The 15704-nt window shown below is 66.7% G+C and carries 12 protein-coding genes; 8 read left to right on the forward strand and 4 right to left on the reverse strand.

Annotation, left to right across the window (positions count from 1 at the left end; genetic code table 11):
* Nucleotides 1-7: 7 nt before the first annotated feature.
* From gatB to gatC, 3 genes are read right to left on the reverse strand one after another with little or no spacing between them, the layout of a single operon-like run.
* On the reverse strand, nucleotides 8-1474 hold the full coding sequence (gene gatB / locus HHA01_RS05665; RefSeq protein WP_141318607.1) for an Asp-tRNA(Asn)/Glu-tRNA(Gln) amidotransferase subunit GatB: 1467 nt from the start codon (nucleotides 1472-1474) through the stop codon (nucleotides 8-10).
* Nucleotides 1474-2934 carry an Asp-tRNA(Asn)/Glu-tRNA(Gln) amidotransferase subunit GatA gene (gatA, locus tag HHA01_RS05670; RefSeq protein WP_141318609.1) on the reverse strand — a complete coding sequence of 487 codons (1461 nt, stop codon included), beginning with the start codon at nucleotides 2932-2934 and terminating at the stop codon, nucleotides 1474-1476. The genes gatB and gatA overlap by 1 nt, the downstream gene beginning before the upstream one ends.
* 45 nt (nucleotides 2935-2979) lie before the next feature.
* A complete protein-coding gene (gatC, locus tag HHA01_RS05675; protein ID WP_141318611.1) occupies nucleotides 2980-3267 on the reverse strand; it encodes an Asp-tRNA(Asn)/Glu-tRNA(Gln) amidotransferase subunit GatC in 288 nt (95 codons plus the stop codon).
* Nucleotides 3268-3450: 183 nt separating this feature from the next.
* Between gatC and HHA01_RS05680 the strand changes: the two genes are divergently transcribed.
* The 7 genes from HHA01_RS05680 (at nucleotide 3451) to tldD (ending at nucleotide 13459) form a co-directional block, all read left to right on the forward strand.
* Nucleotides 3451-4488, forward strand: coding sequence for a rod shape-determining protein (locus tag HHA01_RS05680; protein ID WP_141318613.1), 1038 nt, complete (start codon nucleotides 3451-3453; stop codon nucleotides 4486-4488).
* Nucleotides 4489-4545: 57 nt separating this feature from the next.
* Nucleotides 4546-5430: a rod shape-determining protein MreC gene (mreC, locus tag HHA01_RS05685; RefSeq protein WP_141318615.1), complete on the forward strand. Its 885-nt coding sequence runs from the start codon at nucleotides 4546-4548 to the stop codon at nucleotides 5428-5430.
* Entirely contained in the window at nucleotides 5430-5918 is a 489-nt protein-coding gene (gene mreD / locus HHA01_RS05690; RefSeq protein WP_141318617.1) for a rod shape-determining protein MreD, read from the forward strand. Before mreC ends, mreD begins: the two co-directional genes overlap by 1 nt.
* Before the next feature lie 12 nt (nucleotides 5919-5930).
* The gene (locus HHA01_RS05695; protein WP_141318619.1) at nucleotides 5931-6527 is read left to right on the forward strand and encodes a Maf family protein; all 597 of its coding nucleotides are present in this window, start codon (nucleotides 5931-5933) and stop codon (nucleotides 6525-6527) included.
* 144 nt (nucleotides 6528-6671) lie between these two features.
* Entirely contained in the window at nucleotides 6672-8135 is a 1464-nt protein-coding gene (gene rng / locus HHA01_RS05700) for a ribonuclease G (protein WP_141318621.1), read from the forward strand.
* 36 nt (nucleotides 8136-8171) lie between these two features.
* Nucleotides 8172-12008, forward strand: a complete 3837-nt coding sequence (locus HHA01_RS05705; RefSeq protein ID WP_246053823.1) for a YhdP family phospholipid transporter — start codon at nucleotides 8172-8174, stop codon at nucleotides 12006-12008.
* A complete protein-coding gene (gene tldD / locus HHA01_RS05710) occupies nucleotides 12005-13459 on the forward strand; it encodes a metalloprotease TldD (RefSeq protein ID WP_141318625.1) in 1455 nt (484 codons plus the stop codon). Before HHA01_RS05705 ends, tldD begins: the two co-directional genes overlap by 4 nt.
* A gap of 166 nt (nucleotides 13460-13625) precedes the next feature.
* Here tldD and yjgA read toward each other — a convergent pair whose 3' ends face one another.
* Nucleotides 13626-14129, reverse strand: coding sequence for a ribosome biogenesis factor YjgA (yjgA, locus tag HHA01_RS05715; RefSeq protein ID WP_141318627.1), 504 nt, complete (start codon nucleotides 14127-14129; stop codon nucleotides 13626-13628).
* A 144-nt stretch (nucleotides 14130-14273) separates the two neighbouring features.
* On the opposite strand from yjgA, the gene pmbA reads away from it, so the two are divergent.
* Nucleotides 14274-15614 (forward strand): metalloprotease PmbA, encoded by a 1341-nt coding sequence (gene pmbA, locus HHA01_RS05720; protein WP_141318629.1) that lies wholly within the window; start codon nucleotides 14274-14276, stop codon nucleotides 15612-15614.
* Nucleotides 15615-15704: the final 90 nt, after the last annotated feature.

The following is a 15704-nucleotide window of genomic DNA, read 5'->3' on the forward strand; positions in this document are numbered from 1 at the left end:
GCAGCCCTCAGCAGAGGGCGTCGAGTTTCTCCTTGAGCAGGCCGTTGACCTGCTGTGGATTGGCCGTGCCGCGCGAGGCCTTCATGACCTGGCCGACGAAATAGCCGATCATCTTGCCGCGTTTTTCCGGCTCGGCATCGCGGTACTGCGCCACCTGTGCCGGGCTGTCGGCGATGACCTGGTCGATCATGGCCTCGATGGCGCCGGTGTCGGTGACCTGCTTGAGCCCCTTGGCCTCGATGATGGTATCGGCGCTGTTGTCGGCGTTGCCGCCTTCCCCCTGCCACATGGCCTGGAAGACTTCCTTGGCGGCCTTGCCGTTGATGGTGTCGTCGAGCACCCGGTTGATCAGCAGGCCGAGCTGTTCGGCGGACACCGGGCTGTCAGCGATAGCCAGGCTTTCGCGGTTGAGCGCCCCGGATAGCTCGCCCTGCACCCAGTTGGCGGCCTGCTTGGCGTCGCCGCAGACTTCCTTGACGCGCTCGAAGTACTCGGCCATGGCGCGGCTGGCGGACAGCACCCCGGCATCATAGGCGGACAGCCCCAGCTCATGCTCGAAGCGTGAGCGCTTGTCCGCCGGCAGCTCCGGCAGGTTCGCGCGCAGGTGGTCGACATAGGCCTGATCGAGCACCACCGGCAGCAGGTCCGGGCAGGGGAAGTAGCGATAGTCGTTGGCTTCCTCCTTGGTGCGCATGCTGCGGGTTTCATCGGCCTCGGGGTCGAAGAGACGGGTTTCCTGTACCACCTTGCCGCCGTCCTCGATGAGCTCGATCTGGCGCTCGACCTCGAACTCGATGGCGCGCTCGACGAAGCGGAAGGAGTTGACATTCTTGATCTCGGCCCGGGTGCCGAAGGCGTCCTGGCCCTTGGGCCTGACCGAGACGTTGACGTCACAGCGCATCGAGCCCTCGGCCATGTTGCCATCCGAGATGCCCAGGTAGGTGACGATGGAATGGATGGCCTTGAGGTAGGCCGCGGCTTCCTTCGCCGAGCGCATGTCGGGTTCCGAGACGATCTCCAAAAGCGGCGTGCCGGCGCGGTTGAGGTCGATGCCGGTCATGCCGTGGAGGTCTTCGTGCAGCGACTTGCCGGCGTCCTCTTCGAGGTGCGCGTGGTGCACGCGAACCCGTTTGGTCGTGCCGTCCTCCAGACTGATCTCGACTTCCCCGGGCCCGACGATGGGGTGGTACATCTGGCTGGTCTGGTAGCCCTTGGGCAGGTCGGCATAGAAGTAGTTCTTGCGGTCGAAGACCGAGACTTCGGGGATCTCGGCGTTGACGCCGAGGCCGAACTGGACCGCCATGGCCACCGCGGACTCGTTGAGCACCGGCAGCACGCCGGGCAGGCCCAGGTCCACCGCGCAGGCCTGGCTGTTGGGCTCGGCGCCGAAGGCGGTGGAGGCGCCGGAAAAGATCTTGGAACGGGTGGCGAGCTGGACGTGGACCTCCAGACCGATCACGGTTTCCCATTGCATCAGGCGGACTCCTCGGCGAAGGCGGGACGGCGCAGGTGCCAGTCGGTGGCTTGCTGGAATTGATGGGCGACGTTGAGCAGCTGGGCCTCGGCGAAGTGCGTGCCGAGAACCTGCAGCCCCACGGGGCGGTTCCCGGCGAAGCCGGCCGGTACGCTGATGCCGGGAATGCCGGCCAGGTTCACGGCGATGGTGTAGATATCCTGCAGGTACATCGACACCGGGTCCTTGTTGGCGCCCAGATCGAAGGCCGGGGTGGGGGAGGCCGGCCCCATCAGCACGTCGACTTCGTCGAAGGCATCCAGGAAGTCCTGGCGGATCAGGCGGCGTACCTGCTGTGCCTTCTTGTAGTAGGCATCGAAGAAGCCTTCGGACAGGGTGTGGGTGCCGATCAGGATGCGGCGCTTGACTTCGTCGCCGAAGCCCTCGGCACGGCTGCGCTTGTAGAGGTCGACCAGGTCCGTTGGCGCCTCGCAGCGGTGGCCGAAGCGCACGCCGTCGAAGCGTGACAGGTTGGACGAGGCTTCGGCCGGCGCGATGACGTAATAGGCCGGAATGGCGTAATGCGTATGCGGCAGGCTGACCTCGCGCACCGTGGCGCCCAGGGATTCATAGACCCGGATGGCCTCGCGCACGGCGGTTTCCACGGCCGGGTCGAGGCCGTCGCCGAAGTATTCCACCGGCAGGCCGATCTTCAGCCCGCTCAAGGGCGCGTCAAGCTCGCTTTGGTAGTCGGGCACGCCGCGGGCCACGCTGGTCGAGTCGCGACCGTCGTGGCCGGCCATGGCACCCAGCAGCAGGGCGCAGTCGGACGCCGAGCGGGCCATCGGGCCGGCCTGGTCGAGGCTCGAGGCATAGGCGATCATGCCGTAGCGCGAGACGCGGCCGTAGGTCGGTTTGAGGCCGGTGATGCCGCAGAAGGCCGCCGGCTGGCGAATCGAGCCACCGGTGTCGGTGCCCATGGCGGCCGGTACCAGGCCGGCCGCCACGGCCGCGGCGCTGCCGCCCGAGGAACCGCCGGGCACGGCGCTCGGGTCCCAGGGGTTCTTCACCGGGCCGTAGTAGCTGTTCTCGTTGGACGAGCCCATGGCGAACTCGTCCATGTTGGTCTTGCCGAGGCTGACCGTGCCGGCCTCGGTGAGCTTCTCGACGATGCTGGCGTCATAGGGGGCGACGAAGTTGTCGAGCATGCGCGAGCCGCAACTGGTCTTGACACCACGCGTGCAGAAGATGTCCTTGAGGGCCAGTGGCAGGCCGTTGAGCGGGCCGGCTTCGCCGCCGGCGCGCGCGGTGTCGGCCCGGTCCGCGGCGCTCAGGGCCTGCTCCGCGGTGACGCTGATGAAGCTGTTGAGTCGACCATCGAGGCGGTCGATGCGCCCGAGCAGATCCTGGGTCAGCTCGCGGCTGGAAAACTCGCCGGCACGCAACCCGGCGGCGAGTTCGGTCAATGTCTTATCGTGCATGGGGCCTGGGCTCCGTGATGACATGGCGTTGACGGCGGCCGGGGATCATTCGACGACCCTGGGCACCAGGTAGAGGCCGTTTTCCACGGCCGGCGCGCATTGCTGGAAGTGATCGCGCTGGTCGCTTTCGGTCACCTCGTCGGCGCGCAGGCGCTGAGTGGCATCCAGGGGGTGCGCCATGGGGGTGACGCCCTCGGTGTCCAGTGACTGCAGCTGGTCGACCATTTCCAGGATGCGCCCCAGGTCGTCCAGGTAGTGCGTGGCATCACCTTCGTCCAGGCCGAGACGGGCCAGATGAGCGGCCCTGAGAACGTCTGCGTGTTCGATCGCCATGATCGGGTGTCCTCGCGAGGGTGGAACAATGTGTCGGAGAAAGAGCGTCAAGTTACCACATCCAGGCTGATGCTGGCAGGGGCCCGGCGAGGCGTTGACGCGCGAAGCGCTTGCCGCTTGCGGGGTGCAGTGATACCGTTTGCTCCCGCACAGGGCTTCCGGACTGCACTAGGTAACGAGTTCATGTTCAAACGTTTGAGGGGGCTGTTTTCCAGCGATCTGTCGATCGACCTGGGTACGGCCAACACACTGATTTATGTTCGCGGTCGCGGCATCGTCCTTGACGAGCCCTCGGTCGTGGCAATTCGCCAGTCCGGCAGCATGCGCAGTGTCGCCGCGGTTGGCGCCGACGCCAAACGGATGCTGGGGCGCACCCCGGGCAATATCACGGCCATCCGGCCGCTCAAGGACGGCGTCATCGCGGATTTCACCGTCACCGAGCAGATGCTTCAGTATTTCATCCGCAAGGTTCACCAGAGCACCTTCCTGACACCCAGTCCGCGGGTGCTGGTCTGCGTGCCCTGCATGTCGACCCAGGTGGAACGCCGTGCCATCAAGGAGTCCGCCGAGGGAGCGGGCGCCCGCGAGGTCTTCCTGATCGAGGAACCCATGGCCGCGGCCATTGGCGCCGGGCTGCCCGTCGAGGAAGCGCAGGGCTCCATGGTGGTTGATGTCGGCGGCGGCACCAGCGAGATCGCCATCATTTCGCTCAATGGCGTGGTCTACTCGGAATCCATCCGCATGGGGGGCGATCGCTTCGACGAAGCCATCACCGCCTATGTGCGCCGCCATTACGGCAGCCTGATCGGCGAGTCCACGGCCGAGCGCATCAAGGAAGAGATCGGGTGTGCCTATCCCGGCGGCGAGCTGCGCGAGATCGACGTTCGCGGACGCAATCTGGCCGAGGGCATTCCGCGCAGCTTCACGCTCAATTCCCACGAGATCCTCGATGCCCTGCAGGAAACCCTGGGGGCCATCGTGGCGGCCGTGAAGTCGGCCCTGGAACAGTCGCCCCCCGAACTCGCCTCCGACATTGCCGAGCGCGGCCTGGTGCTTACCGGTGGCGGTGCGCTGCTGCGCGACCTGGACAAGCTGATTGCCGAGGAAACCGGCCTGCCGGTGGTCGTGGCGGAAGACCCGCTGACCTGCGTGGCGCGTGGCGGCGGCAAGGCCCTGGAGATGATCGACCAGCGTACGTTCGAGCTGCTCTCCAGCGACTGACCGGGGAGGTTCCCTATCAAGCCGCTGTTCTCGCACGGAGCGGTGCCCTGGGGTCGCATGCTGGTGTGTGCGATCCTCGCCATCGCCCTGATGTTCGCCGACCTGCGCTTCTCGCGCATGGATTCGGTGCGTGCACAACTCTCCACCCTGGTAGCGCCGGTACAGTGGGCGGTCAGTCTGCCCAGCGATGTTCTCAACTGGGGCGCGCTGGTGCTCTCCGATCAACGCGAGCTGGTGGCGGAAAATCGCCGCCTGCGCGAGCAGGTGCTCAGCCTGTCGCACCGGGTACAGCGCATGGCCAGCCTGACGGCGGAGAATGTGCGCCTGCGCGAACTCCTGTCGGCCAGCCAGCAACACGATATTCCCTTCATTACCGGTGAGCTGCTCTCCCTGGACCCCGATCCCTTCACGCATCGTATGGTGCTCGATCGTGGCCGGCGCAATGGCGTCTTCGTCGGCCAGCCGGTCATGGATGCCTCGGGCCTGGTCGGTCAGGTGACAGCGGTATCGGCCTACTCGAGTCGCGTGCTGCTGGTCACTGATGCCAGCCATGCGCTGCCGGTCCAGGTGAATCGCAATGGCCTGCGTTTCGTGGCGCAGGGCGCCGGGCGCGACCAGCGCCTCAATGTGAGGCATGTGCCGGACACGGCCGATATCCGCGAGAATGATCTGCTGGTCACCTCCGGTCTGGCTGGCCGCTTCCCGCCGGGATTCCCGGTGGCCCGTGTCGAACAGGTGGTGCATGACCCGGGGGAGCCCTTTGCCAGGGTCAAGGCCAACCCTCTGGCCAAGCTGCAGCGCTCACGCCACTTCCTGCTGCTGTTCCCGCCCGAGCCGCGCAACGCCGATGGGCGCGGTGGCTGGGAGGCAACGCTGGACCCGGTCGCCGTCGAGATGGCACGTCAGGTGGCCGGTGATGTCGAGCCGGAGGAAGCACCCTGATGGCCCGCGCGACTCCGACGCCCATGATCTGGGTATGGCTATCGATGCTGCTGGCGTTGTGCCTGCAGGTGATGCCCCTGGCCGACGGATGGCAGATCTGGCGGCCGGACTGGCTGGGGCTGATGCTCATCTACTGGTGCATGAAGACGCCGCAACGGGTCGGGGTCGTGCATGGCTTCGTGCTGGGCATTCTGCTGGACCTCATCGAGGGCGTGCCGCTGGGCCAGAATGCGTTGCTGCTTTCCTTGCTGGCCTTTCTGTGTGCACTGGTCTATCCGCGTTTCCGGGCCTATTCGCTGTTGCAGCAGGCCGTGCTGATCCTGGTGTTGCTGGGCTCGGTGCAGCTTGTGGAGCAATGGCTGCGAACCCTGTTGGGGCCCTTCTCCATCCACCTGTCCTTCCTGCTGCCCTCCTTGATCGGAGCCGTGCTGTGGCCTTGGCTGACGACTCTGTTCCGGGCGATGCGTCGCCGCTTCACCCATTCATGACGGGAGCGTGACATGACCCTGGACCCCCGGCCTTATCTGCGACTGGCGTCGGCATCGCCGCGCCGCCGGGAATTGCTCGCCAGTATTGGCGTGAGTGTCGAGGTCAGCCCGGTCGACCTGGATGAAACGCCGCTACCGGGAGAAGCGCCGCGCGACCATGTCCTGCGCCTGGCCCGCGACAAGGCCCTTGCCGGCCATGCGGCAGGCGGGCCGGTGACCCTGGGCGCCGATACCGTGGTGGTCGTGGAGGGCCGGGTTCTCGGCAAGCCACGCGATGCCGGGCACGCCCGATCCATGCTGCAGGACCTGGCTGGGCGCAGCCATGAGGTGATGACCGGCGTGGCGGTGCAGGGCCCCGCCGGTCTGCTCACCCGCTGTGTGGTGAGTCGAGTGACGCTGCGGGATATTCCGGCGGCGGAGATGGCGGACTACTGGCGTACCGGCGAGCCGCACGACAAGGCCGGGGGCTATGCCATTCAGGGGCTCGGTAGCGTCTTCGTTACGCACCTCGAAGGGAGCTACTCGGCGGTGGTGGGACTGCCTCTGTGCGAAACCGCGGAAATCCTGCGTCGCCAGGGCGTGCCGCTGTGGAATCTTCCTGTGTCATAATGACTTGAACAACTTCGGGGCCGCTGGCCGGCCGGTTTGCCAGATGCTGTGTCCCGCGGGCAAGAGCCGCGGAACGGGACGCGCTTCGAGGGTGGCCGTGGCACGGATGCGTCTTCAGGACTCTTCTCAAGATAAGGACTTCGCATGAGCGGTGAAGTACTCATCAATCTGACGCCGATGGAAACCCGCGTGGCCGTGGTGGAAAACGGCGTGCTCCAGGAAGCCTTCATCGAGCGGGCGCGACGACGGGGTATTGTCGGCAACATCTACCAGGGGCGTGTGGTCCGGGTACTGCCCGGCATGCAGGCAGCCTTCATCGATATCGGGCTTGATCGGGCCGCCTTCATCCATGCACATGAGGTCATGCCGGCGGGCACGCCGGCCGACGAGCAGGTCTCGATTTCCCAGCTGCTCCAGGAGGGGCAGTCGCTGGTGGTGCAGGTCACCAAGGATCCCATCGGCTCCAAGGGAGCACGCCTGACCACACACCTCTCGGTGCCGTCGCGCTACCTGGTCTACATGCCGGACTCACCCCACAACGGCGTCTCGCAGCGCATCGAGGACGAAGGCGAACGCGAGCGACTGCGTTCCCAGGTGGAGGCGGCGCTCGGCGAGCAGATCCTGGAGGTCCAGGGCGGCTTCATCGTGCGCACTGCCGCGGAAGGCGTGACCGACGAGGAACTCGCCGGCGACATGCACTTCCTGCTGCGGCTGTGGCGCAAGGTCAGCGAGCGGCGCGTCAGCGCGCCGGCGCCCAGTGTCATCTATGATGACCTGCCGCTGTTCATGCGGACCCTGCGTGATGTGATGCGCGATGACATCGAGAAGGTGCGCATCGACTCCCGCGAGAATCATGTCAAGCTGCTCGAGTTCGCCGAAGAGTTCATGCCGGACGCACTGAATCGCATCGAGCACTATGCCGGGGAACGCCCCATCTTCGACCTGTTCAGCGTCGAGGACGAGATCCAGAAGGCGCTGGCGCGCAAGGTCCAGCTCAAGTCGGGGGGCTACCTGGTCATCGACCCGACCGAGGCGATGACCACCATCGACGTCAACACCGGCGGTTTCGTGGGCCATCGCAACCTCGAAGAAACCATCTTCAAGACCAATCTCGAGGCGGCGACGACCATCGCCCGGCAGCTACGCCTGCGCAATCTCGGTGGCATCATCATCATCGACTTCATCGACATGGATGATACCGAGCATCAGCGCCAGGTGCTGCGCGTGCTGGAAAAGGCGCTGGAGCGCGATCACGCCAAGACCAAGTGCACCGGCGTGACCGAGCTGGGCCTGGTGCAGCTGACCCGCAAGCGCACCCGCGAGAGCCTGGAGCAGACCCTGTGCGAGCCGTGTCCGGTCTGTGAGGGGCGCGGTACCCTCAAGACACCGGAGTCGGTGTGCTACGAGATATTCCGCGAGATTCTGCGCGAGGAGCGCGCCTACAGCGCCGAGACCTATACCGTGCTGGCGGCACAGTCGGTGGTTGACCGCCTGCTCGACGAAGAGTCGGCCGCGGTGGCGGATCTCGAGGAGTTCATCGGCAAGACCATCCGCTTTCAGGTGGAGTCGCATTATTCCCAGGAGCAGTACGACATCGTACTGATGTGAACCATGTCGCCGAGTCGCCTTGTCCTCCGTTGGTCCTTGACGCTGCTGGCCCTGGCGTTGTCGCTGGTGGCCGTGCTGCTGCTGGTGCTGCGTCTGCTGCTGGGGCAGGTTGATCACTGGGCACCGGAGATCGAGTCGCAGCTCGCGTCGCGGTTTTCCAGCGAGGTGTCGCTGGCCCGGGCGCAGGGCGGGGTGGCCGGGCTCGACCCCTGGCTGGCCGTCAGCGATCTGGATTTCCGCTCGCGTCAGGGACTCGGCAATGTGCCCCTGCTGGAGGTCGAGAAAGCCCGGCTGCGGCTGGACACGGCGGCCAGCCTCGGGCAGGGCATGCCGGTCCTCGCCCAGTCGCACCTGGCCGGTATCACCCTGCATCTGTATCAGAATGAAGACCTGGGCTGGCAATGGCCGGCACCCGCCGATGTACCGCCGGAACTGATGCCCAGTGGTTCCTTCGATCTATCGCGCCTGGATTTCTGGGTCGGCGTGCTGTTACGCCAGCGCGCCTGGGCGGATGACCTACGTGTCGTCCTGCATGGCCGCCAGCGCCGGATGGTGCTGGAGGCGCCCCGGCTGCTGGTGACCGGCGACAGTGGGCAGACGCACCTGGAAGTTGAAGTGCGTCTGCGTGATCGTCCCGGCACGGCCTTCAAGGCAGTGATGGATGTCAACTGGCAAGGCGCAGGCGGCGGGTTCGATGCTTCGCTGCAGGCCGACATGGAGCTCGACAGCCTCATCGGGGTGGCCGAGGTGATGGGCATCGATGACATCCTGCGCCTCGATGATGCCGAGGGCCAGGCACGGCTCTGGGGGCGCTGGCAGGCGGGGCGCCTGGCCGACGTGCGTGTCGATCTCGACGCGCCGCGCCTGCGCTTGAGTCGTGACGGTGCCCCGGCGCCGGATGGTGACAGTACCGGGATCGCGCTGGAAGATGTATCGCTTCAGGGCAAGTGGTTGCGTGACGACAGCGGGCAGGGCTGGGAAGCCTGGTTCGCCAGTCATGCCCGCAGCGTGGGGGCGCCGCCGCAGAGCGGCCCTCCGCTGCCGCGTTACTGGCATGCCAGCGGCGAGGGTCAGGACTGGTGGGTCAGGGGGAGCCACTTCGAGCTGGACGCCTTGACGGCCTGGCATGATCGCTTTCCCCTGCCCGAGAGCTTGACGCGCAGCGTCGAGGCGCTGTCGCCCAGTGGCCAGGTGGCGGGACTGGCGTTCGGTCACCGGGATGGCCAGTGGCGGGCGCGGGTGAGTGCTACGGATGTAGCCGTTTCACCCTGGGAGGACGCCCCCGGCGGCGGCCCGGTGGATCTCTGGCTCGAGGCCGATGGCAGCAAGGGACGCGTGCGCTTTGTCGATAGCGGCAATGCCCGGCTGTCCTTTCCCGGCATCTTCGCCGCGCCCATGCAGCTCACCAGTGCCAGCGGCGAGGTGGTCTGGTCCTTTGTCGGTCCTCGCCGCTCGGTCAGCGGCCGGAACCTGCAGGCCGTGTGGAATGGCGCCCGTGTCGAGGGCGGCTTCGGCCTGGCGATGGACGAGCAGGAGCGGGGCGGCTTCGGGCTGCAGCTGGCCTTCGAGAATGTCGACGCTCTGAACCGGCCACTGACCGACTGGCTGCCGATGCCGCTATTGCGCAATGAGGTCGACGCCGAGCTGGCCGAATGGCTTGCCGGCGGAGTGGCCGGCCGCGTGCCGCAGGGTGCCCTGAGCCTGCATGTACCCTTCGATGGCCAGCCCGATGATGCGCCCGACGCGTCCCCGCTGCAGCTGGAGCTGACGGTCGAGCAGGGGCACCTGCCCTTCGACCCGGCCTGGCCGGCTCTGGACAACGTCCAGGGGCAACTGAGCGTGGAGGGCGGAAGCCTGAGTGCCCACCTGGCACGTGCAGAGAGCCTGGGGATCGAGACCCGCGATGCCAGCGTCAGCCTGGGTGAAGACGAGGTGCTGAAGGTCTCAGCTCCCCTGGATGCCTCGGTGGCCGCGCTGTCGCGCTATCTGGCTGCCCTGCCGGCAGCAGGCAAGGAAGTCGTTGCCGACTGGGAAGGGGAAGGCGAGATCACGGGGCAGTTGGATGTCAGTCTGCCGCTGTCGCGCCCGCAATCCCTGTCGGCGGCCTTCGAAGGTCGGGTCTCGGTGCCCCGCCTGAGCCATGTGCCGACTGGGCTGACCTTCGAGTCACTGCAGGGCCCGCTTGCCTGGCACCAGCAAGGAGAGGACGGGACCCTGAGCGGCGAGTTGAACGGGCGGCTGCTGGGCGGCCCCTTCAAGGCCACGATGGATACCGGTTCCTCGGGTATCGGCCTGTCGGGCAGGGCCTCGGCCGAGGCCCTCCTCGCCCTGGGGGCGCCCTCCGCAGCGGCGTCCTTGATGCAGGGGGATGCCGCCTGGCAGGGGCAGATCGCGCTCGGGGAAGCGATACCGAGCCTGTCTCTGAGCAGTGACCTGCAGGGGTTGGGGATCGACCTGCCGGCGCCCCTCGGCAAGGCGCCCGGTGAAGCGCGGCCGTTGCGTCTGAACATGCGGCTTGGCGAGCCCATGCAACTGAGCGGAAACCTGGGAGAGCGTCTCGGGTTGCGCTGGCAGGGCGGCGAGACACCACGCGGCCAACTTTGGGTCGGCCGCAATCCCCCCGCCGGCTGGCCATCCGAACCGGGCTGGTCGGTGACGGCCGAGCTGCCACACTTCGCCCCGGCGACCTGGGGCAAGGCCCTGTCGCCGCTGGTGAGTGCCGGCTCCGATTCGGCTACGAGCGGTGCCAGCACGGTGTCACAAGTCAGGGTGCAAACCGATTGCCTGCGCATCGAAGAGCGCTGTCTGGGTGATATGAGCCTTGACGGAGGGCCCGATGGCCAGGGCTGGCGCTTCGCCCTGGATGGCAGCCTGATGGCCGGACGGCTCGCTTATCGCCCCCGGCAGCATCAGCCGCTGAAGATCGACCTGCAGCGCCTGCGTCTCGATGAGGTGGTGCCGGATAATCAGGCGGCGGTGGCCTCCGGGCAGGGGAGTGGCCAGTTGCTCCAGGAGATCGCTGTACCGGCACCACCGGCCCCCATGCTGGAAGGCGTCGGGCAGTGGCCGGCGGGGCAGTTGAAGGTGGCATCCCTGCACTGGCAGTCGCGGACCTTCGGGCCCTTGCAGGCCAGCTGGCGTAGCACCCCGAACCAATTGACCCTCGATCCGGTCGAACTGACACTGGGCGAGATCGAGGCCCGGGGTAACCTGACCTGGGAAGCCTCGGGGCCGGAGGCCAGTCTGACTCGCTCGCGACTGACCCTGAGCGGCGGGGATCTGGGATCTGCCCTCGAAGTCCTCGGCCAGCCCGTGGCGGTGACCAGCAGCGAAACGCGCGTCGACAGTCAGCTGGCCTGGCCCGGCGCGCCCTGGCAGTTCGCCCTGGCCCGTTCGCGCGGCGACCTGAGTGTCGAGCTTCGCGATGGCGTCTTCGCCAATCTGGAGTCACCGTCGGCCAAAGTGGTCGGGCTGCTCAATGTCGATAACCTGCTGCGGCGGCTGCGTCTCGATTTCTCGGACGTGACCGCAAGCGGTACGGCCTTCGACAGTGTCAGCGGTGACGCAACCCTGTATGGTGGGGTCCTGGAAACACGGGGGCCGGTAAGCATCGACGGCGCTGCCACGAACTTTACCCTGGACGGCAGTGTCGATCTGATGCGTCGTGAACTCGCTCTTAGACTGGGCGTCACCCTGCCTGTCAGCAATAATCTGCCTCTGGCGGCGGTGGTCGTCGGTGCCCCGATCGTGGGGGGAGCGCTGTTTGTTGCCGACAAGCTGTTCGGCGATGCCATCGACCGTGTGACACAAATTCATTACCGCGTGCGAGGTCCCTGGACGTCGCCGCGTCTTTCTCTGGAAAGTACCGAATGACAGCACAGACGTCTTCCATGCTCGATCAGGCGCGTGAGGTATTGCTTGCGCCCGGTGGTCTCGATCTCGGCTCGCTCGATGCCGGGGTGGGGCATGCCATGGGGCCCGGCATCGATTATGCCGACCTGTATTTCCAGCGCAGCTGGCATGAGGGCTGGTCGCTCGAGGACGGCGAGGTCAAGGAGGCCAGCTACAACATCGATGGCGGTGTCGGCGTGCGCGCCATGGCCGGCGAGAAGACCGGCTTCGCCTACTCCAATCAGATCACCGCCGATGCGCTGGCCGAAACGGGGCAGACGGCCTCACGTATCGTGCGCAGTGGCCAGCGCCAGCACACCGGGGCGGGCATTCAGGTGAGCGCCGCGCCGTTCTATGCGGGTATCGACCCGCTGACGGGGCTGTCCGCCGACGACAAGATCGCCATGCTCAAGCTCGCCGATCGCGTGGCGCGTGCTGCCGATCCGGCGGTCGAGCAGGTGAGCGCCTCGCTGTCCGGCGTGCATGAAGTGGTGCTCGTGCGTGCCAGTGATGGCACCCAGGCGGTGGACATTCGCCCCCTGGTGCGCTTCAACGTCAGTGTCATCGTGGTGCGCAACGGTCGTCGTGAGCGCGGCAGTGCCGGAGGCGGCGGCCGCTATACGATGTCGCGTCTGCGCGATGACAATGTCGCCGAGCGCTTCGCCAGGGAAGCCGTGCGTCAGGCGCTGGTCAATCTCGAGGCGGTGGATGCGCCGGCCGGCCAGCTGCCCGTCGTGCTCGGGGCCGGCTGGCCCGGCATTCTGTTGCACGAAGCCGTGGGCCATGGTCTGGAGGGCGACTTCAACCGCAAGGGCAGCTCGGCCTTTGCCGGCCGCATGGGCGAGCGCGTGGCGGCGCCCGGTGTCACCGTGGTCGATGATGCGACCCTGGCCGATCGGCGCGGCTCGATGAGTGTCGATGACGAGGGTACCCCGGGACAGTACACGCCCCTGATCGAGGACGGCATCCTGACCGGCTATATGCAGGACAAGCTCAATGCCCGCCTGATGGGCATGGCGCCGACCGGCAATGCCCGCCGCGAGTCCTTCGCCCACCTGCCCATGCCGCGCATGACCAATACCTACATGCAGGCCGGCGAGGATGACCCGGAAGACATCATCCGCAGTGTCGATCGCGGTATCTATGCCGTCAGCTTCGGGGGCGGGCAGGTGGATATCACCTCGGGCAAGTTCGTGTTCTCGGCCAATGAGGCCTACCTGATCGAGAACGGCCGCATCACGGCCCCGGTCAAGGGCGCTACCCTGATCGGCAACGGCCCCGAAGCCATGGGCCGTGTCTCGATGATCGGCCATGACATGGAACTCGACAGCGGCGTCGGCGTCTGCGGCAAGGAGGGGCAGGGCGTCCCGGTCGGGGTGGGACAGCCGACCCTCAAGCTCGACGAACTGACCGTCGGCGGGACGGAGTCCTAGCAGAAGAGGGAAGAGGGAAGAGGGAAGAGAAAAATAGAGGTCTGGTCCGCGGCACAGGTCTGGTATGGGGTTGGCGCCGGCCGCGAATTTCTTCCTTCTTCAAGGCGCGTAGCGCCGCACTTCAAGCGGCTTAGCCGCGCTCTTCCCTCTTGCAGCGGCGTAGCCGCTAGAGCCCTGCTGTCTCGCGGATCAGCTTGAACAGCCGGCGGGCGCTGGTGGGGGGCTTGCCCTGGTCGCGTTCGCGGCGGGCGTTGCGGATCAGCTGGCGCAGGGCCTGGCGGTCGGTGTCCGGGTAGTCCTCGATGAAGGCGGCGACGGCGTCATCCCCTTCATCGATCAGGCGGTCGCGCCATTTCTCCAGGCGATGAAAGGCGTGATCGCGCTGCAGCTGTTCGCGTTCGAGGCTGTCGAAGACCGCCTGGATGCCGTCGAGGTCTTCCCGACGCATCAGCTTGCCGATGTACTGCATGTGGCGGCGGCGGGCTTCACGGCTGCGGATGCGGCCGGTTTCCTCGATGGCGGCCAGCAGTTCGTCGGAAAGGGGAAAGCGCGCGCGCTCGGCCGCCTGCATGGCGATCAACTGCTCGCCGAGGGCCTGCAGGGCATGCATCTCGCGCTTCTGCTGAGACTTGCTGGGCCGCTCGTCGGCCGGAGAATCATCCTGGGTCATGCCGTGTCCTGTATGGCGTCGGGTCGTGAAGGCAACACGCTGCGTGGCGCAAGAGAATCAGTATACCAGCCCGCCACGGCGGGATGGCAAAACACGCTATGAAGAGTGCCGGCCTGCTGGCCGGCCGAGTGAGGAGACAGATCGATGACACAGGCTTTCGATGCCGCCGCCCAGCAGGCCCTGCTGGAAACCCGGGCCGAAGCGGCCCTGGCCCTGGCACGCCGGCTGGGAGCCGATGCCTGCGAGGTCGGTGCCAGTGTCGATCAGGGGATCGGCGTCAGCGTGCGGGAGGGCGACGTGGAGACCGTCGAGCTGTCCCGCGATCAGGGCATCGCGGTGACCGTCTATGTTGGTCAGCGCAAGGGCAGCGCCTCCTCGTCGGATGCCAGCGAGGCATCCGTGCGCGATGTGGTGGAAAAGGCCCTGGCCATTGCCCGCTATACCGGCGAGGATCCTGCCGCCGGTCTGGCGGATGCCGAGCTGATGGCGACCTCCTTTCCGGACCTGCAGGTGCATCACCCCTGGCCACTCACGACCGAGGAGGCCATCGAACTGGCCCTGACCTGTGAAAGCGCCGGTCGTGGCGTCGAGGGCATCCGCAGCTCGGAAGGCGCGAGCCTGTCCAGCGGCGAAGGGGTGCATGTCTACGGCAACAGCCATGGCTTTCTGGGCAGCCAGCGTGGCAGCCGGCATTCGCTGTCGTGCCTGCTGATCGCCGAGGATGCTGCCGGCATGCAGCGCGACTATGATTTCACCACGGCTCGTGATCCGCGCGCCCTGCGCGATGCCGCGGAAGTGGGCCGGAGCGCTGCGGATCGCACGCTGCGCCGGCTCGGTGCCCAGGGGCTTGCCACCGGGCGCATGCCGGTGATGTTCGATCCGTCCCTGGCCTCCGGGCTGGTGGGCCATCTGATGGGGGCCATTGCCGGCGGTGCCCAGTTCCGCCAGGCCTCCTTCCTGTGCGACCGCCTGAACACCATGCTGTTTCCCGAGTGGTTCTCGTTAAGTGAGCGGCCCATGGAAGTCGGCGCGATGGCCAGCAGCCCCTTCGATGGAGATGGCGTCCAGACCCGGGACAATGTCTTCATCGACCAGGGGCGCCTGGCCAGCTACATGCTGTCGGCCTACAGCGCCCGTCGCCTGGGCATGTCGACCACCGGCAATGCCGGCGGCGCGCGCAACCTGCGCATCGAGGCGCCGCTCGAGTCCCAACAGGCCCTGTTGTCTCGCATGGACAAGGGAGTGCTGGTGACCGAGCTGATGGGGCAGGGCGTGAACAGCGTGACCGGCGACTACTCGCGCGGCGCCGCCGGCTTCTGGGTCGAGAACGGCCGGATTCAGCACCCGGTGGAGGAATTCACCATCGCCGGCAACCTGGAGACGATGTTCCAGGGGCTGGTGGGCATCGGCGACGACATCGATACCCGCGGCAGCATCCACACCGGCAGCTGGCTGATCGACGAGATGACCATCGCCGGGGGGTGAGCCCGGCCCGGCTGCGCCGGGAGCTATAAGCTGTAAGCTTTAAGCGGTAAGAAAAATCTTGACCCACCGGGGGCTAGAAAGTTTTCTGGC

It is taken from the genome of Halomonas halmophila, assembly GCF_006540005.1.
Taxonomy (GTDB): Bacteria; Pseudomonadota; Gammaproteobacteria; order Pseudomonadales; family Halomonadaceae; genus Halomonas; species Halomonas halmophila.

Bases quoted from the DNA above. Each gene is read 5' to 3' on its own strand.
- gatB (WP_141318607.1), bottom strand. From the start codon at position 1,474: ATGCAATGGGAAACCGTGATCGGTCTGGAGGTCCACGTCCAGCTCGCC.
- gatA (WP_141318609.1), bottom strand. From the start codon at position 2,934: ATGCACGATAAGACATTGACCGAACTCGCCGCCGGGTTGCGTGCCGGC.
- gatC (WP_141318611.1), bottom strand. From the start codon at position 3,267: ATGGCGATCGAACACGCAGACGTTCTCAGGGCCGCTCATCTGGCCCGT.
- HHA01_RS05680 (WP_141318613.1), top strand. From the start codon at position 3,451: ATGTTCAAACGTTTGAGGGGGCTGTTTTCCAGCGATCTGTCGATCGAC.
- mreC (WP_141318615.1), top strand. From the start codon at position 4,546: ATGCTGGTGTGTGCGATCCTCGCCATCGCCCTGATGTTCGCCGACCTG.
- mreD (WP_141318617.1), top strand. From the start codon at position 5,430: ATGGCCCGCGCGACTCCGACGCCCATGATCTGGGTATGGCTATCGATG.
- HHA01_RS05695 (WP_141318619.1), top strand. From the start codon at position 5,931: ATGACCCTGGACCCCCGGCCTTATCTGCGACTGGCGTCGGCATCGCCG.
- rng (WP_141318621.1), top strand. From the start codon at position 6,672: ATGAGCGGTGAAGTACTCATCAATCTGACGCCGATGGAAACCCGCGTG.
- tldD (WP_141318625.1), top strand. From the start codon at position 12,005: ATGACAGCACAGACGTCTTCCATGCTCGATCAGGCGCGTGAGGTATTG.
- yjgA (WP_141318627.1), bottom strand. From the start codon at position 14,129: ATGACCCAGGATGATTCTCCGGCCGACGAGCGGCCCAGCAAGTCTCAG.
- pmbA (WP_141318629.1), top strand. From the start codon at position 14,274: ATGACACAGGCTTTCGATGCCGCCGCCCAGCAGGCCCTGCTGGAAACC.